The organism is Atopobium sp. oral taxon 416, from assembly GCF_018128285.1.
GTDB lineage: Bacteria > Actinomycetota > Coriobacteriia > Coriobacteriales > Atopobiaceae > Olsenella_L.
Genome location: NZ_CP072380.1, coordinates 1,394,524 through 1,410,606, shown reverse-complemented (window position 1 = coordinate 1,410,606; position 16,083 = coordinate 1,394,524). Strand labels below are relative to the sequence as shown.

The following is a 16,083-nucleotide window of genomic DNA, read 5'->3' as shown; positions in this document are numbered from 1 at the left end:
CCTAGAGCCCCGTCGTACCGGAGCCCCTCTGCCTCACTGCCTCCACAGAATAGGTGTCGAGCCCGTATCCCCTGTAGCTGGGGCCCCGCATCATGAAGACCGAGGCATCGTCGAAGAGCCGGTCGAAGGCGCACAGCAGCGCATCCTCGCCCGTGAATGAGCCCTTCCAGTCGCCCGGGGACATGTTGCTGGTGAGTATCATCGTGCTCGGGCCATTCTTCTCGTAGCGGCGCTCGACGCGAAGAACATGTCGGTGCATGCCCTGTCGAATGTGCACCTGCCAATCTCATCCACGATGAGGCACGACGACTTGACGAGGGCCGCCACCTCCCGCTGGACGGACCCGCGCCCGGCTGCCCTGGAGAGCCTGTCGCGCAGCTCGCTTGCCTTGAGACAGTAGGTCTTCAGCCCCTTCATGCAGCATTCGCGCTCATATGCCTGTGCGAGGTGTGTCTTGCCGATGCCCTCGGGGCCTATGAAGGCGATGTTCCTGTGCGCAGGGAGCCTGTAGAGCATGTCCGCATCGCGTCTCTGTATCCTTGTGAAGTCAAAGCCTGCGAACGTCTTCGGCTCCTTCGACGACAGCCTGCTGAGGCGCAGCAGCGTGTCCACCGTCTTCTGCCTCTTCCGCTCGGCGAGATAGGAGAAGAGCGTGCCGGCTGCGGCGATCTCGGACTCGCCTGACCTGTCCCTGCCGATCTTGCGTGCGATGCAGCCGATGGAGCTTCCCTTGTACCACGCAGCATGGCTATGCAGTCCCTCTCCTGTGGGCTTACGATACTTGTAGTGGCACATTCCTTCCAGCTTTCGACGTTGATTGAGACAACCAACATCGTAGCCTTCCAGAGTGCACCACGCCTGCATGCAGCGAGCCATCCTGTTGCACTCAGAATGCTAATCTGCCGTCCGAAATATTGACACAGGTCACCCCTCTTCACAATTATTGTATAGGCATACAGGATTCTCTTCGACTATTGTCTCCCTCTACTTAATACAAAGAGAGCGCCCCGCTGTTAATGCGAGGTGCTCTCCTATTCATCCGCTTTGTGGCAAGCGATTGTTTACTTCACTGCCGACTGGAGCATTGCACGGACTTCGTTGGAAGTCTCAAGCTGCATAACCTTCTCAGTCAGTGCGTCAGCCTCTTTCTTAGTCCACTGAGAGATGGTCTTACGCGTTCTCAGGATTGAGCCCGCGGAGACAGAGAATTCATTGAGGCCGAAGGAGATCAGCACCGGTACCATCAGCGGGTCAGCTGCAACCTCACCGCACATACCGACCATAATGCCGGCCTTATTGCCCTCAGAGATGATGCGCTTGAGCGAACGCAGGACTGACGGCTGGTAGACATTGTAGAGGTATGCAACACGCTCGTTGCCACGGTCAGCGCACATCGTGTAGCCAATCAGGTCGTTCGTGCCGATGGAGAAGAAGTCGCACTCCTTAGCCAAAAGATCAGCGATCAGGGAGGCAGACGGGGTCTCGATCATCGTGCCGACCTGGATATCCTTGTTGTAGTCGACACCCTCTTCGTCCAGCTCATGCTTACAGGTCTCGATCAGTTCTTTGGCCTGACGCACCTCGTCGAGAGCCGTGACCAACGGTAGCATGATCTTAACATCACCGAAGGCGGAAGCACGCAACAGTGCGCGCAGCTGTACCTTGTACTGATCCGGATTGTTCAGACAATAACGGACAGCACGGAAGCCCATGAACGGGTTGTCCTCTTTCTGCATATTGAGGTACGGGATGTCCTTGTCGCCGCCGACGTCGAGCGTGCGGATGATGACAGGCTTACCCTTCATCGCCAGCGCTACCTTCTGATAGGCTGCGAACTGCTCGTCCTCGCTCGGAAGCTCGTCAGAGTCCATGAACAGGAACTCAGAGCGGAACAGGCCGATGCCCTCTGCGTCGTGCTCGACTGCATTGGCTGCATCGTTTGTGTTGCCGATGTTAGCGACAAGCTGAATCTTAATGCCGTCAGCGGTCATCGTAGGCTTGCCACGATAGGCCTCAAGTGCCGCCTTCTCCTCAGCCAGTTTCTTAGCCTTGTCACGGTACTTCTCCAGTGACTTGTCATCCGGGTTGACATGGACTTCGCCCTTGTCACCATCGACGACGCACATATCGCCGTTCTTGATGTTTTGGGTAGCATTCTCGACAGAGAGGACTGCCGGAATCTCAAGCTGACGCGCGATGATTGCGGAGTGTGAGGTTCTGCCACCGGTCTCGGTGATGATGCCGACAATATCTGACTTGTCAATATCTGCCGTCATAGACGGGGTCAGCTCATGCACAACCACAACAGAGTTCTCAGGGAGGGCTGAGAGGTTGATGAGCTCGACGCCTAGAAGGTCAGCCAGAAGACCGTTTCTCACGTCTGCGACGTCGGCAGAACGCTCACGGAACAACTCGTCATCCATATTTGCAAACATGTTGTAGTACATATCATAGGCGTTCTGGACTGCCTGTTCAGCGCACATACCGTCAGTGATGGAGTTGTTGACCATATCGATAATGCCATCATCCTGAGCAAAGTCGATGTGCGCCTGCATGATGGCGGCGGTGCCTTCGCCCACCGTCTTCTTCATACGCTCAATCTGAGCCTGGGTCTGTTTCACGAACTTCTCACGCGCGTTGACATAGCGCTGCTTCTCAGCATCGGTGTCCTCCGGGCTGTGCGGTACAAAGGAAAGATCCGGTTCCACCGCTACGCGAGCAACACCAATACCAATGCCCTCTGATGCATTGACTCCCTTGTACATGTGCTCCTCCGTTCCTACTTTATTCAAGGCTCGAAAGCCTTGTGCACTGTACAAAAAAGAGACAAGTCAACGTGTATAGAGTCTCCGTCCCTTGTCTCTTTGATTACCTATTTATTATTTTGCTTTGCGATGATCTGCTCGAGGTTGGCAACCGTCTTTTCGATCGTGGCACGCTTAGCGATGCCACGGCTTGCAGCGGTAGCGGTACCACAGGCAGAAGCGACAACCAAAGAGCGATCAAAGTCGTGAGTCTTGTCATAGGTAGCCAAGAATCCTGCAACCATCGAGTCACCAGCACCGGTCGCATTGATCAGCTTGATCTTTGCGCTCGGGACGATGTGCTCCTGATCGTTTTGGTCAACCAGCGCCGCACCGCGTGCGCCACAGGAAACCAGAACATTCTGGGCGCCCATTTCACGCGTCTTATGCGCAAGCGGCAGCACATCTTCCGGCATCTCCGGTAATGGCTTCATGTTGAAGATGCGGCCGATCTCATGGTTGTTCGGCTTAATCAGGAACGGCTTTGACTTCAGCGCATTGACCAGAAGCTCACCCGGAGCATCGACGACAAAGCGGATGCCACGGCCAGAGAGCCGCTCCATAATGATCGAATATATGTCTCTCGGTAGTGACTTAGGAATCGAACCGGTCAGCACGATCGTGTCGCCACTTCCCAGATAGTCGATACGGTCCAGGAGCTCGTCTACTTTGGACTGTGGAATTCTCGGGCCCATACCGTTGACCATGGTCATAACAATACCCTTGAGTTTGACATTGATACGCGTATTGCCATGATCTAGGCGAACGAAGTTAGAGCTCACTCCCTTCTCCTGAAGCCGCTTAATAATGTAGTCGCCAGTGAAGCCAGCGACGATTCCCAACGCAACGTTGGGCGTATCGAGCTCGTTCAGCAGCTGGCAGATGTTCAGGCCGTTGCCACCGACATGGAGCTCTTCCGAAGACGAGCGGTTGGTATAGCCCATATCCAAAGATAATGGATGCATGACATAGTCAATCGCTGGGTTCAGCGTAACTGTGTAGATCAACGCGGCTCCTTTCACCGAGAAGAAATAACAGCTTGGGTTAAGCCTTGCAAAGACCGTCCACCTAAAGCGTTAATAAACGTTAGCTCTCATCAATCACATTCGAGATAATCTTAGCGATCTCATCAGGGTCCCCAGAATTGATGATCTGGTCACGGGTAGACTTGCCCATCAGCATGCTTGCGATCTTGGAGAGAACAACCAGATGCTTGGTGCCGATGAATTTACCCGGGGTCAGAATAGCGATAGCAACTCTGATGGGTACCTTGTCTCTAGTCTTCCAGTCAACATCGTTGTCGAGCTTTGCGACGAGTACAGCCTCTTCAGAGATTGCATCGGTCTTAGCGTGCGGTAGAGCAAAACCATCTGCCATACCAGTTGAGTCGAGCGCCTCACGCTCCTTGAAGGACCTCAGCACTTCCTGATCGTCTGAAGCATAACCGAGCTCCTTGGCCTTCTGGGAAAGAAAAGCCAACACCTCGTCCACGTTCTGTGCCTTCACATGCAAGAAGACGTTCTTGGCAGTAATTAACCGGCTCATGACAGATCCTTTCTCTTCCGCAACAGATATGTGTTGGATATCAGCTGGATACCTACTGGTAATAAGGATACAACAATATCTTTACTAAAACTCCCGAATGCCGGGTCAAATTAGCCCTTTTACCACATTTAGAGCATGAAGACACCACCATGTTCACATGCAGTGTCACAAAAGGCCTCAGTATATGACGGCTTGGCACACGGATCCCATCCCATCCCCTCACTCCACAGGCTCCTCTATTGTTTATACGCTTATCTCAAATATTTGTTTAGGAAAAACGTTCAATCATCGGCGATCGGCATCATAAGAAAAATGGACTCTTTCTGGGTTGCTCCATAATTTTAGGCCCGTCTTTAGCGTTTAGCACCACGATTCTTCAGGACCCGGGACATGGCCCGGAACCGCAAAAGCCAGCCCTGAGCTGGCTTTTTTCATGCCTGTATGCTTGATCCGGAAATCGCTCCCTGATAGAATATATACATGGTGCTATGGTGCTTTACGTTGACAGGGAGGCTGCGGTGGCCTACTTCCTCAAGCAGACGCGCAACAAGAAGGGGCTTTATCTCCAGATCTACGAGAGCCACTGGGACCCCAAGCGCGGCCATACCGCGCACAGGTCCGTGAAGGCGCTGGGCTATGCCGACGCGCTGATGGAGAAGGGCATCGCCGATCCCGTCTCCCATTACAAGCGCGAGGTGGCCCGCATGAATGCCGAGCGCAAGGCCGGCATGGAGAGGGAGAGGGTGCGGGAGATCTCCGATGTCCCGGCGACGAGGCATCTCGGCCACTTCGCGCTCAAGGCGGTGGACACGGCCCTCGGCACGGCGGAGGACATGGCGCTGCTCCAGACCCCCTCGGGCTTGCGCTTCTCGCTGCACGATCTCCTCTCCTCGCTCGTCTATGCGAGGGCCGTCGCCCCCTGCTCGAAGCTCAGGACATTCGAGGGCGTGCTGCCCCAGATGGAGGGCATCGATGCGCAGTTCACGCTGGACCAGCTCTGAGACGGACTCGCCTATCTGGGCGATGAGTACGACAAGGTCGTCGAGATCTACAATGCGCACGTGGAGGAGGCCTTCGGCCACGACATGTCCTTGGCCTACTTCGATTGCACGAACTTCTACTTCGAGATCGACCGGGAGGACGATTTCAGGAGGAAGGGCCCCTCGAAGGAGCACAGGCCGGAGCCGACAGTCGCGATGGGCCTTCTTCTCGACGCCAACTGCATCCCGGTGGCGATGAGCCTGTTTCCCGGCAACGAGAGCGACAGGCCGCAGCTGGGGAGATGCATCGCCCAGATGAAGGAGAGGGGCTCCATATCCGGCAGGACCGTGAGGGTCGCCGACAAGGGGCTCAGCTGCGCAGCCAACATCGCGGAGGCGGTGCTTGCAGGGGACGGCTACATATTCTCGAAGTCGGTGAAGGCGCTCCCTGCCAAGGAGCGCACGTGGGCGCTCTCGGGAGATGGCTGGACGGACGTCGCCGACGGGAAGGGCGAGACATCGTTTCGCTACAAGATGGCGGACGGCGACTTCGAGTACACGGTAGAGGGAGAGGACGGAAGGAAGAGGAAGGTCAGCCTCCCCGAGAGGCGCGTCGTCACGTACAGCCCCTCGCTTGCCAGGAAGCAGAAATACGAGATAGACCGGCAGGTGGAGAAGGCGAGGTCGCTTAAGGCCGCAGCCGCGAAAAGGTCCGAGTACGGCGACAGCGCGAAGTATGTCACGTTCTCCCCCGTCGACGGCGAGGGCGAGGTCAGGGAGGACATGAAGGTCGCGGCCATGCTCAACCACGAGGCGATCAGGAAGGCCAGGGCCCTTGCCGGCTACAACATGATCGTGACCTCGGAGAGCAGGATGGACCCCCGCGCCATATACAGCACCTACCACAGGCTCTGGAGGATCGAGGAGAGCTTCAGGGTGATGAAGTCTAAGCTCGATGCTAGGCCCGTCTACCTTCAGAGGCAGAGCACGATATCGGGCCACTTCCTCGTCTGCTACATCGCGGTCCTGCTCATGAGGCTCCTGCAGATGAAGGTGCTGGGAGATAAGTTCTCCTCCAGAGACATCATGGGGCTCTGTCGCGGCCTCGATGTGTGCCGCACCTCCGACAGGAGATATGCCAACATATCCAGGAGAAGCCCCATCATCGAGGAGCTGGCGTCAAGGACAGGGCTGCCGCTGCTTCACTTCAACCTCACCGAGGGCGACGTGAAGGCGATCTCCTCCTGCACGCTCTCCATGCTCCGCGGCGAAGGGAAAGGCCCCTCTGCCGGCAGGAAGCGCGGCTGAGGGACCTCATAGCACCATATCGGGGATCGAAAAACCAAAGTCCGGTACGCTTATCTCAAATATTTGTTTAGGAAAAACGTTCAATCATCGGCGATCGGCACCATAAGAAAAATGGACTCTTTCTGGGTTGCTCCATAATTTTAGGCTATACTGAGTGAGCTATGCGCCCTTAGCCCAGCTGGATAGAGCAGGGGACTTCTAATCCCAAGGTCATGCGTTCGAGTCGCATAGGGCGCACCACTTAAACGTTAAGGACGGAAAAGATATTCACTGTCTCTTTCGTCTTTTCTCTTAGAGCCTGAGTGCAATGGCCTGTGCCGCAATGATGGTTTTGCTGTCCTCGATGAGACCAGCGTGGACCGCAGCCAGCACATCCTCGAGGGGAACCCAGGCGCAGGTGAGGAGCTCTCCCTGGTCCGGATGAGACTTGCCGGGATGGGGCCCGTGCGCGAGAAAGATCCGGGTCTTCTCATCAGTAAATCCGATGGAGCCGGCTGCAGAGGCGATAAATTCCAAGCTGTCGGCGGTATAGCCTGTCTCTTCCTTGAGCTCGCGCGCAGCGCACTCCTCCGAAGTTTCGTCCAGCTCTAACTTTCCCGCAGGGATCTCCAGTGTCATCGCTTGAATTGCCACCCGATACTGTCTCACAAGGCACAGCTTACTGTCCTTATAGAGCGCCACCCCACAGCCACCGTGATGATAGGCAACCTCCCGCTCGCCCGTGGTACCGTCACTCAACGCGACATCCAGGATATCAACGGAGAAGATTCTCCCCTTCCACTGAGGGTGATGCGCAGTGACTCGTTCGATAAGGACGGGATCCGGCTTCAGCAACTCTCGGATATGGTCGAGATTTCCTTCATGCTTTGCTGTATATCCCATATGCCGTACCTCCGAGCTACTGAGATGCTCTGAATGCTTCCCCTACACATTAAGGGAGCCTCTCATTCGGTTTCCATGGATCGTGGCCGGTGCGTACAGCCAGGTCACCATAAGCGAATGGAGGCTCGTAAACCCTATGATACTTCAAGTTATGAAAAACCGGGACAAATCCCGGTTAGATTCAATCTGGTGCGCCGTCAGGGATTCGAACCCTGGACCTTGGGATTAAGAGTCCCCTGCTCTGGCCAGCTGAGCTAACGGCGCGACTGTGTAGAAGAAACACGCTCAAGTTTGAATTGGTGCGCCGTCAGGGATTCGAACCCTGGACCTTGGGATTAAGAGTCCCCTGCTCTGGCCAGCTGAGCTAACGGCGCCTAGAATTCAAAGAAATGGGGTGGGTGAAGGGTCTCGAACCCTCGACCTACGGAGCCACGGTCCGTCGCTCTACCAACTGAGCTACGCCCACCATCCATCCTGCCTTTTCAGACAGCGTTTATCTATTATTAACGAGATATACCTTTAATACAAGAGGTAATCTCATTTTTTTCGCAGGAGCCTGACATCCCACCCTGTTTAAAGCGAGGCGGACCAGTGTGTCCATACAAGAAATCTTCAAAACAGATACCATTCAATGACTTTTTATGGCGAATCCTCAGAGCAAGTGCAACGACTGGTGATGGTAGACCTCCCAGGGACACTTCCATTTCAGGCGCTTGCGCGGTCTTTGGTTGAGCGAATCGTATACCCTCTGCACTTCGTCGGTGACATCGTCTAGGCTCTTGCCCTTCGAAAATCAGTCCCTGAGAAGCCCGTTGGCGTTCTCGTTGGTCCCCCTCTCCCAAAGATGGTGGGGAGGGCAGAAGCATACGGGAGCCCCCAGCGCCTGCTGCAGCCCTTCTGCATCTAAGAACTCCTTGCCCCTGTCGAGCGTGACGGTCAGCACGACCTCGCCGGCAAGCGCCTTCTTCGTGGCTTCGTTGACCTCGGCCCTGGCCTTCCTGGCCGCCTTGCCACTGGCAAGATATCCGCTCATGCGATCCACCTGGTCCACCTGGGTGATAAGGCAGGTACCTCCCTACCACGGTATCGCCCTCCCAGTCGTCTATCCGGCTCCTGCTGGAAGCTGCTTCGAGATGTCGTGGGTGATGCGCAGCTTGCCTGTGCGCTGCTGGCTGCCCTTGCTGTGCCTGCGCCCTGAAAGCTCGCAGTCAAGCGATCACGACCATACAGCACACTAGATGCTAGGATGCTAGCGTCGCTTGCGGCAAGGTCTGAGTACTGCATCGCGATGCAGCCCTGATATCCCCTTCGAAGACCAGTGCTCGTTCCGCATGAGCCTCACGGACCAGAAAGCGCCTATGCGGATCGTCCATGAGATTCAGGGGCCTGCAGCGCAGCCGCCTTACGTCCGCACGCCTTTGCGCGCTCGATGCGCGGTAGGGCCTTCCCACCCATTGTGCCTGATCTTGTGGGATATGGTCGACTTGTCCCGTCCGAGCTCTCTCGTATCTGGCTGATGCCCTCATGGCCCTTCCAGCAAACCATGATGTCCTCGCGCTTCTCGATGCTAAGATGGCTGTAGCCGTCCATGGTGCCTGCAATGGATGCATGTCTTTGCAAGCACCATCATAGGTCGCGCCTGGATGACTAGCTCGTATTCCCCTGTTGCACTTGCTCTGAGGATTCGCCATTGAAAAACAAGGCAAACGCGATTGGACGGCGTTTCATCCCGCGAACTAAAGTTCACAGTTCACGCCACCGATTCCTATAAATCAACTGTACCGGAATAAATCAACTGTACCGGAGTGTTTAAATCGGTAGCTATTCTCAAGGGATTAGTAGCGATGTCTACGAGCTGCTCGGTTGCCGCCTTGCGGGGCTCCACCCATGCCGCCCATCTGCGCCTGTCTCATCATTGCCTGCAATTGACGCACCTGGGCTTTGGAGTTGTTCCGATTCTTGCCTTTGCCATGGCGCTTGCCGCCACCTCCCACGTTCTGGGACATCTGGCGCATCTTGCCCATCATCTTGTTCATCTCACTCCACTGTTTCAGAAGCTGATTGACTTCCTGGACCGTATGACCGGAGCCTGCCGCAATGCGCTTCCTCCTCTGCCCGTTGATGAGCTTAGGCCGAGCGCGCTCCTCTTTTGTCATCGAGTAAATCATTGACTCAACTTTCTTGAGTCCCTTCTCATCCTCGATGTTGCCCACCTGCTTGAGCATCTTATCGCCGCCCGGCAGTGAACTGATTATCTTCTTGACGCCACCCATCTTCCTGATCTGCTGCATCTCGGTGAGCATGTCGTCCATCGTGAAGCCCTCACGTAACATGCGCTGCGCGTCTTCCAGGGACTGCTCGTCAGCAGTCTTCTCAGCCTGCTCGATAATACCAATCACATCGCCCATACCGAGGATACGCTTAGCCATACGGTCCGGATGGAAGACCTCAAGCGAATCAGGCTTCTCGCCCATCGAGACGAACTTAATCGGCTTGCCGGTGACCGCACGTACGGACAGTGCGCCGCCGCCACGGGCATCGCCGTCAAGCTTGGACATGATGACGCCGTCGAAGTTGACGCGCTCTGAGAAGGTCTGTACAACGTTCACGATGTCCTGGCCGGTCATCGCATCGACGACCATCAAGATCTGATCCGGCCTGACCGCGTCGCGGATGTTGACGGCCTCCTGCATCATCTCCTCGTCGATCTGCAGACGTCCTGCGGTATCGACGATTACGATATCGTTCATACAGTCGACCGCATACTGGATCGACTCCTTGGCGACTTTCACGGCGTCCTTACCGTCACCGCGATAGACCGGCACGCCGATCTCCTTGCCCAGCGTCTCCAACTGGTCAGCTGCCGCCGGTCTGTGGGTATCGCAGGCCGCAAGCAGTGGCTTATGCTCCTGGCCCTTTAAGAGATAAGCCAGTTTTGAGGCGGCGGTCGTCTTACCGGAGCCCTGAAGGCCCACGAGCATGATCACATTCGGGGTCCTGTTGGGCGCCAGGGTGAGCTTAGACTCGGTGGTACCTAAGAGCTCGGTCAGTTGATCCAGAACGATTCTCACGACGTTCTGAGAGGGTGTGAGGGAGTCCAAGACCTCAGAGGTCAGGCACTTCTCCTTGCATTTCGCCACAAAGTCCTTCACGACCTTGTAGTTGACATCCGCCTCAAGCAGCGCCATGCGGATCTCACGCATCGCGACGTTGATGTCATCTTCGGTGAGCCTGCCCTTGCCACGCAATTTGTCAATCGTGTTTTGCAGGCGGTCTGAGAGAGAGTCAAACATTTACACTTTCCCTTCGTTTTCTCCTACGAGCGCACGGCAGAAATCGAGTGCATCGAACGGTTGGAAGTCGTCGATACCCTCACCTACGCCGATACAGTAAATCGGAAGTTTCAGTTCATGGGCGATAGCGACAGCGATGCCACCTTTAGCCGTGCCGTCCAGCTTCGTTACGATCAGCCCGTCGACATCGAGGGCATCGTTAAACTCCTTCGCCTGAAGCAGGCCGTTCTGTCCGGTTGTCGCATCGATCACGAGCACGACTGACACCGGCACTGAGCTCCGTTTTCTGGTGACGCGCGCGATCTTCTGCAGCTCACGCATGAGCTCCGGGCTCGTGTGCAGACGCCCGGCGGTATCGATCAGCGTGAGGTCGGTGCCCTCTTTCTTCGCACGGTCACAGATGTCGTAACACACCGCGGCCGGGTCCGCCCCGCGCTCACGGGTCACGATCGGCACATCCGCACGTCTGCCCCACACATCGAGCTGCTCGATAGCGGCAGCTCTGAAGGTATCCGCACCACCGATCAAAACCGACTTACCCTCCTGCTTGGCAGCAGCCGCAAGTTTGCCCACCGTGGTGGTCTTGCCCGCGCCGTTGATACCCACAAAGAGGACGACCGACGGGCTCTCCTCAAAGGGGTCGTACTCGACCTGCGGGAATACCTCAGCTAGGCGCTTTGCGAGCGCCTCCCTCAGCTGTGGGGCAGTCTTCAGGTTCTCTTTGGCGGCCTGCTCATGCAGGTCATCGCTCACCTGCATCGAGACTTCGGCGCCCATGTCCCCCATCACGAGGGTATCCTCAAGGTCCTCCCAGAAGCTCTCATCGACTTCGCCGCCCATGTAGAAGAGCTCGTTTAATGCCTCACGCGAGCGTGAAAGGCCGGATTTGAGGCGACCAAAGAAATTTTTCTTCTTTTTTGCCATCTCAGGCTTCAACCACCTTTCCATCTCTTCTGTCCAGGCGCTGCGAAACCACGTGGCTGACGCCGTCAGCCTGCATAGACACCCCGTAGAGGACATCCGCCTGTTCCATCGTCCGGCGTTGGTGAGAGATCACGATCAACTGTGTATTCTCTTTCAGCATATCTATTGCCATCAACAACTTACCCAAATTTGATTCATCAAGTGCAGCTTCCACCTCATCAAACAGATAAAACGGAACCGTGCGCGTCTTGTACACCGCGAAGAGCAGCGCGAGCGCCGTCAGTGACTTCTCACCGCCGGACATCAGCGTCATCTTCGTGATCTTCTTGCCCACCGGCTGTGCGACGACTTCGATACCGGTCTCCGCAAGATGATCTGGATCGCTCATCTCAAGGTAGGCGTGCCCACCCGGGAAGAGCATCCCGAAGATCTGCTGGAAGTTCGCGTTGACCTGCTCAAAGATCGTGAGGAACCGGTTCTTCATCTTCCGCTCGATCGCCGCAGTGATCTTCTTCAGCGCTTCACGCGCTTTCTGGAGATCCTGCACCTGATCGTGGATGTAGTCCGCGCGTTCCTTGAGCTTTGAGTACTCATCCATTGCGACTTCGTTCACCGGCCCAATCTCGGCAAGCTGCTGTTTGATATCTCGGGCCCTGACTTCCATCTCAGGACGGTTCTCAGGCTCCGGGAGCTTTAAGGCTTCCTCGAGTACAGCACCGGTGTCGGTGATTGCGGCCACCGCGTTGCTCACCTGCACTTCAAGCTTACCCTGTTCGACTTCCAGTTCCTGTGCGGTCTTCCTCTCTTTCTCCAGCGTATCAGTCGCGTAGCTCACTGCCTGCTTCGCATCGGTGATCGTCTTCTTTAAGGACGCAGTATCTGCCTCTGCGAGGCTTGCACGGTCACGCAGCTTCTTGGCCCACTCTTCTGCAGAGTCGATCAAAGCCTGCGCGTGGTGCTTCAGGGGTTCAAACCGTTTGAGGCACCCCTGCGATTCTTTAAGTGAGTGTTCAGCCCTCTCGATATTCTTTTTCAAGTTGATGCGGCGCGAGGTCTGTTCCTGTACCTGGATGTGCACGTGCTTCAGGTGTTCGGTCACTGTAGCAAGCTGCAGTTTGGCATCTGCCAGATTGCGCTGCACCTGATTCTCCTCGTGTGAGGCATCTCCACCCTGCTGTACGGCTTCATTTAAGTCCTGGGTGAGCTTCTCAACCTGCTTCTCCGCCTCATCAGCTCTCCGCTTGTGCGCAGAGACTTCGCTCATATCCTTTGCATGGGCTTCCTCGGACTCCTTACGCTGCTTCTCGACTGTCACCTGCTCAGCGTTGAGCCTTCTCTGCTGTGCCTCGAGTCGGGCGATCTCTGAGCCGACAGAGTTGATCTCTGCCTGCAGGGAGGCAAGCTGTCCCTTTGCCTTGGTCTGTGCCTCACGGGCATGTACGAGTTCACGGTCCCGCTTGGAGAGCGCCTCATTCGCGTTGTGGAAGGCATCTTCGAAGTCGTCCATGCTTGCCTCAAGCGCGTAGATACGGCGATTGCGCTCCAGAAGCCCTCGTTCACAGGCGGAGGTAGCCCCGACGATCAGGCGGCCATCACCCATCAGTACTGCCCCGTCACGGGTGGCATAGGTCGCCGCAGGCACACTTTGGTGCGCTGTGAGGGCCTCTTCAACGCTGTCGACAATCCGCACATCCCCCAAGAGTGCCTGTAGGAGCTGCTCGCTTCCCTTTACCGCATATATTGAGTCGAGCAGCGCCTCGCCGGGAGCATTATCAAACTCTAAAGGCTGCGCCTTCAGATCCTCCGAGAGGATCGTAGCCTGCCCTTTGGTGTCGCCGAGTGAGAGAGCGGTCTTTGCGATGTCTTTAGCTTTATCCGTATCCGTGACCACAAGCGCCCGCATATCGTCACCGAGAAGCCGTTCAACGAGCGAGTCAAGTTCCTGTGGAACCTCCAGAACATCTGCGAGGCGACACTGAACCGCACTTCGGACATCCTCGTTTTTGGCAAGTGAAACACTTAAGAGGTTCGCATCCTGCTGTGAGGAATCGACCGAACGCAAAGCACGCAGGGTAGCCTGTGCCTGGTTGAGCTTCTTCTGGGCATCGTCTCGATCGGCATGCGCCTGCTTAGAGGCAGCCTCAGCATCTTTGATTTTCTGAGCAGCCTCGTCGCTTTCCTGCTGCGCTTTAGCCTGCGCCTCGTTGAGCCCCTCCTGCCGTCCCTTACGCTCGGTCAGCACTTCCTGAGCAGTACCTAAGGTCTCCTTGATGCCTTTAAGGCGGCCTTCGAACATCTTTGCTTCGATATGCGCGTTCTTGAGGCGCTCCTCGAGCTGTGCGTAAGTCAACGATTCCTGATCACGGATCTTCTGGACGGCGCGGACCTCATTGTTCAGTTTTGAGATTTGCTGTGAGAGCTCTCGGCGCTTCTGGGCAGCCTGGTTGGCTCTCGGACTCAGTTCATCGATCTGCTTAGTGAGGGCGGCCTTCTTCTCTTCGACCGTCTCCTGCTCCTGCTGGGCCTCTCGCAAGGCTTTATCAGTCTGAGCATACTGCTCACGCATCGCGTCATGGGAGCGCGTCAGTTCCTCGACGCGGGATTGGGTGTGGGCCTCTTTTTCATTGATGAGCCTGAGGTCTGCACTCATGCGGGACTGGATCTCACGCATGCGGGAGCGCTGCTCCCCCAGATTCCCCACCAAGAGCCCCTTCTGTCCCAGGAGGCTCTGGAGCTTCTCAAGCTCTTGCCTCTTCTGGTCGAGCTTATGGGAGGCAGCATCGATCGCGGCAGAAGCTCCCTGTTTGCGTTTGTCCAGCCGCTCGGAGCGCAGCTGCAACTGGCGCAGATCGTCCGTGGCTAAGATTGTGGTGATCTCTTTCAGCTCTGCATTGAGCGCATGGCTCTTCTGCGCCTTACCGACCTGGCGCTCCAAAGGGCGCAGCTGGCGGTTGATCTCCCGCTGTACATCCTTAGCGCGCGTGAGACTTTGGTCCATCGATTTGATCTTGCGCTCGGAGCGCTCTTTACGCTTCCGGTGCTTGGAGATCCCTGCCGCTTCCTCAATGAGCTCACGGCGGTCTTCCGGACGGCTCGCGAGCACTGAGTCGAGCTTGCCCTGGCTGATGATGGAGTGGGTATCCTTGCCCAAGCCGGAATCGTGCAGGATGTCCTGGATGTCCATCAAGCGGGCGGGAGACCCGTTGATCAGATACTCTGACTCCCCGGAACGGTACATGCGGCGGGTAATCCCGACTTCGTCGAAGTCAATCGGCAATGTGTGGTCATGGTTATCGAGCACCATCGTAACCTCAGCCAGTCCCACCGCGGGACGCACCGAGGACCCGGAGAAGATCACATCCTGCATCGCCTGTCCGCGCAGCATCTTGGCAGACTGCTCGCCTAAGACCCAAAGGATTGCGTCAGAGATGTTTGACTTGCCGGAGCCGTTCAGCCCGACCACCACGTTGAGGCCAGGATCGAACGTCATCTGCGTCTTATCCGCAAACGATTTGAATCCTTTGAGTGTCAATGACTTGAGATACACGCGCGAAACCTTTCAGTCACACAAAAAGATGGAGCTAGTGTTCTGATTTAAGATATTCGAGGGCGTTTTTTGCCGCGGCGGTCTCGGCTTCCTTCTTTGAGGAGCCGACCCCGCGCCCGATTCTGCGTCCCTGCAACTCCACTACGCTCGTGAAGGTGGGATGGTGGGCAGGCCCTTCCTCGTCGGTCAACTTATAGACTGGGGCGCAGTGCAGATCGTGCTGTGCCACTTCCTGAAGGCGGCTCTTCGGTGAGATCGGACGCTCTGCGCGCTCCGCCACCATGTACGGGGTCAGGGTCTTCTTGATGAACGTGTGGGTAACCTCCGCCCCTGCATCCAGATAGAGGGCACCTACGATCGACTCGTAGACGTTCTCCAAAGCAGAGTGCAATCCACGAGAACCGGTCCCCTTCTCGGATTCCCCGAAGATGATCATGTCGCCGATACCGAGCTTGTCTGAGACCTCAGAGAGCGTCTCCCCCGAGACGAGCGAGATCTTGAGCCGGGTCAGCTGCCCCTCATCCATCTCAGGGAACTTCTCAAAGACATCGGTGGCGACCATCGCCCCCAAAATCGAGTCCCCCAAAAATTCCAGCCGCTCGTAGGAGTAGTAGACCGGCTTGTTCTCTACCGCGGAGGGGTGGGTCAAGGCTGAGGTGATCAGCTGCCTGTTCTTGAAGTGATAGCCGAGCATCTCCTCCGCCTCTTTGATCTTTGCCTGTGTGTCGTTTTTCGACAACGTTATCCTTCTTTTCGTAACTCTGCCGTCTCTGTCCCGATTACGCATCGGGACGGAGACG

The 16,083-nt window shown here is 56.3% G+C and carries 12 protein-coding genes, 4 tRNA genes and 1 pseudogene; 3 read left to right on the top strand and 14 right to left on the bottom strand.

Features of this window, described 5'->3' with window-relative positions:
* Position 1: 1 nt before the first annotated feature.
* The 4 genes and pseudogenes from J4859_RS07540 to J4859_RS07525 form a co-directional block, all read right to left on the bottom strand.
* A pseudogene (locus tag J4859_RS07540) lies at positions 2 to 795 on the bottom strand (ATP-binding protein).
* A 266-nt stretch (positions 796 to 1,061) separates the two neighbouring features.
* Positions 1,062 to 2,765: a phosphoenolpyruvate--protein phosphotransferase gene (ptsP, locus tag J4859_RS07535; RefSeq protein WP_212334847.1), complete on the bottom strand. Its 1,704-nt coding sequence runs from the start codon at positions 2,763 to 2,765 to the stop codon at positions 1,062 to 1,064.
* Positions 2,766 to 2,872: 107 nt separating this feature from the next.
* Positions 2,873 to 3,811: a 1-phosphofructokinase family hexose kinase gene (locus J4859_RS07530; protein WP_212334839.1), complete on the bottom strand. Its 939-nt coding sequence runs from the start codon at positions 3,809 to 3,811 to the stop codon at positions 2,873 to 2,875.
* 79 nt (positions 3,812 to 3,890) lie between these two features.
* A complete protein-coding gene (locus J4859_RS07525; RefSeq protein WP_212334837.1) occupies positions 3,891 to 4,349 on the bottom strand; it encodes a PTS sugar transporter subunit IIA in 459 nt (152 codons plus the stop codon).
* A gap of 488 nt (positions 4,350 to 4,837) precedes the next feature.
* On the opposite strand from J4859_RS07525, the gene J4859_RS07520 reads away from it, so the two are divergent.
* The 3 genes from J4859_RS07520 (at position 4,838) to J4859_RS07510 (ending at position 6,877) form a co-directional block, all read left to right on the top strand.
* Positions 4,838 to 5,350, top strand: a complete 513-nt coding sequence (locus J4859_RS07520) for a hypothetical protein (RefSeq protein WP_212334835.1) — start codon at positions 4,838 to 4,840, stop codon at positions 5,348 to 5,350.
* A gap of 60 nt (positions 5,351 to 5,410) precedes the next feature.
* Entirely contained in the window at positions 5,411 to 6,637 is a 1,227-nt protein-coding gene (locus J4859_RS07515) for an IS1634 family transposase (RefSeq protein ID WP_212334833.1), read from the top strand.
* Between the two features lie 163 nt (positions 6,638 to 6,800).
* A tRNA-Arg gene (locus J4859_RS07510) sits at positions 6,801 to 6,877 on the top strand.
* 51 nt (positions 6,878 to 6,928) lie between these two features.
* On the opposite strand, the gene J4859_RS07505 is transcribed toward J4859_RS07510, so the two are convergent.
* The 10 genes from J4859_RS07505 to rnc all read right to left on the bottom strand — a co-directional run bounded on the left by J4859_RS07505 (position 6,929) and on the right by rnc (position 15,977).
* A complete protein-coding gene (locus J4859_RS07505) occupies positions 6,929 to 7,519 on the bottom strand; it encodes an NUDIX hydrolase (protein ID WP_212334831.1) in 591 nt (196 codons plus the stop codon).
* Positions 7,520 to 7,706: 187 nt separating this feature from the next.
* Positions 7,707 to 7,783 (bottom strand) — tRNA-Lys (locus J4859_RS07500).
* Between the two features lie 33 nt (positions 7,784 to 7,816).
* Positions 7,817 to 7,893 (bottom strand) — tRNA-Lys (locus tag J4859_RS07495).
* A 16-nt stretch (positions 7,894 to 7,909) separates the two neighbouring features.
* Positions 7,910 to 7,985: transfer RNA gene (locus J4859_RS07490), tRNA-His, on the bottom strand.
* 327 nt (positions 7,986 to 8,312) lie between these two features.
* A complete protein-coding gene (locus J4859_RS07485) occupies positions 8,313 to 8,561 on the bottom strand; it encodes a hypothetical protein (RefSeq protein ID WP_212334829.1) in 249 nt (82 codons plus the stop codon).
* 314 nt (positions 8,562 to 8,875) lie between these two features.
* Positions 8,876 to 9,109, bottom strand: a complete 234-nt coding sequence (locus J4859_RS07480; protein ID WP_212334827.1) for a hypothetical protein — start codon at positions 9,107 to 9,109, stop codon at positions 8,876 to 8,878.
* 245 nt (positions 9,110 to 9,354) lie between these two features.
* Positions 9,355 to 10,812 carry a signal recognition particle protein gene (ffh, locus tag J4859_RS07475; RefSeq protein WP_212334825.1) on the bottom strand — a complete coding sequence of 486 codons (1,458 nt, stop codon included), beginning with the start codon at positions 10,810 to 10,812 and terminating at the stop codon, positions 9,355 to 9,357.
* Positions 10,813 to 11,736, bottom strand: a complete 924-nt coding sequence (gene ftsY / locus J4859_RS07470) for a signal recognition particle-docking protein FtsY (protein WP_212334823.1) — start codon at positions 11,734 to 11,736, stop codon at positions 10,813 to 10,815.
* Between the two features lies 1 nt (position 11,737).
* Complete coding sequence (smc, locus tag J4859_RS07465; protein WP_212334815.1) at positions 11,738 to 15,283, bottom strand: chromosome segregation protein SMC; 3,546 nt, start codon at positions 15,281 to 15,283, stop codon at positions 11,738 to 11,740.
* 34 nt (positions 15,284 to 15,317) lie between these two features.
* Positions 15,318 to 15,977 (bottom strand): ribonuclease III, encoded by a 660-nt coding sequence (rnc, locus tag J4859_RS07460; RefSeq protein WP_249113808.1) that lies wholly within the window; start codon positions 15,975 to 15,977, stop codon positions 15,318 to 15,320.
* Positions 15,978 to 16,083: the final 106 nt, after the last annotated feature.

Bases quoted from the DNA above. Each gene is read 5' to 3' on its own strand.
- ptsP (WP_212334847.1), bottom strand. From the start codon at position 2,765: ATGTACAAGGGAGTCAATGCATCAGAGGGCATTGGTATTGGTGTTGCT.
- J4859_RS07525 (WP_212334837.1), bottom strand. From the start codon at position 4,349: ATGAGCCGGTTAATTACTGCCAAGAACGTCTTCTTGCATGTGAAGGCA.
- J4859_RS07520 (WP_212334835.1), top strand. From the start codon at position 4,838: ATGGTGCTTTACGTTGACAGGGAGGCTGCGGTGGCCTACTTCCTCAAG.
- J4859_RS07505 (WP_212334831.1), bottom strand. From the start codon at position 7,519: ATGGGATATACAGCAAAGCATGAAGGAAATCTCGACCATATCCGAGAG.
- J4859_RS07480 (WP_212334827.1), bottom strand. From the start codon at position 9,109: ATGGACGGCTACAGCCATCTTAGCATCGAGAAGCGCGAGGACATCATG.
- ffh (WP_212334825.1), bottom strand. From the start codon at position 10,812: ATGTTTGACTCTCTCTCAGACCGCCTGCAAAACACGATTGACAAATTG.
- ftsY (WP_212334823.1), bottom strand. From the start codon at position 11,736: ATGGCAAAAAAGAAGAAAAATTTCTTTGGTCGCCTCAAATCCGGCCTT.
- rnc (WP_249113808.1), bottom strand. From the start codon at position 15,977: ATGCTCGGCTATCACTTCAAGAACAGGCAGCTGATCACCTCAGCCTTG.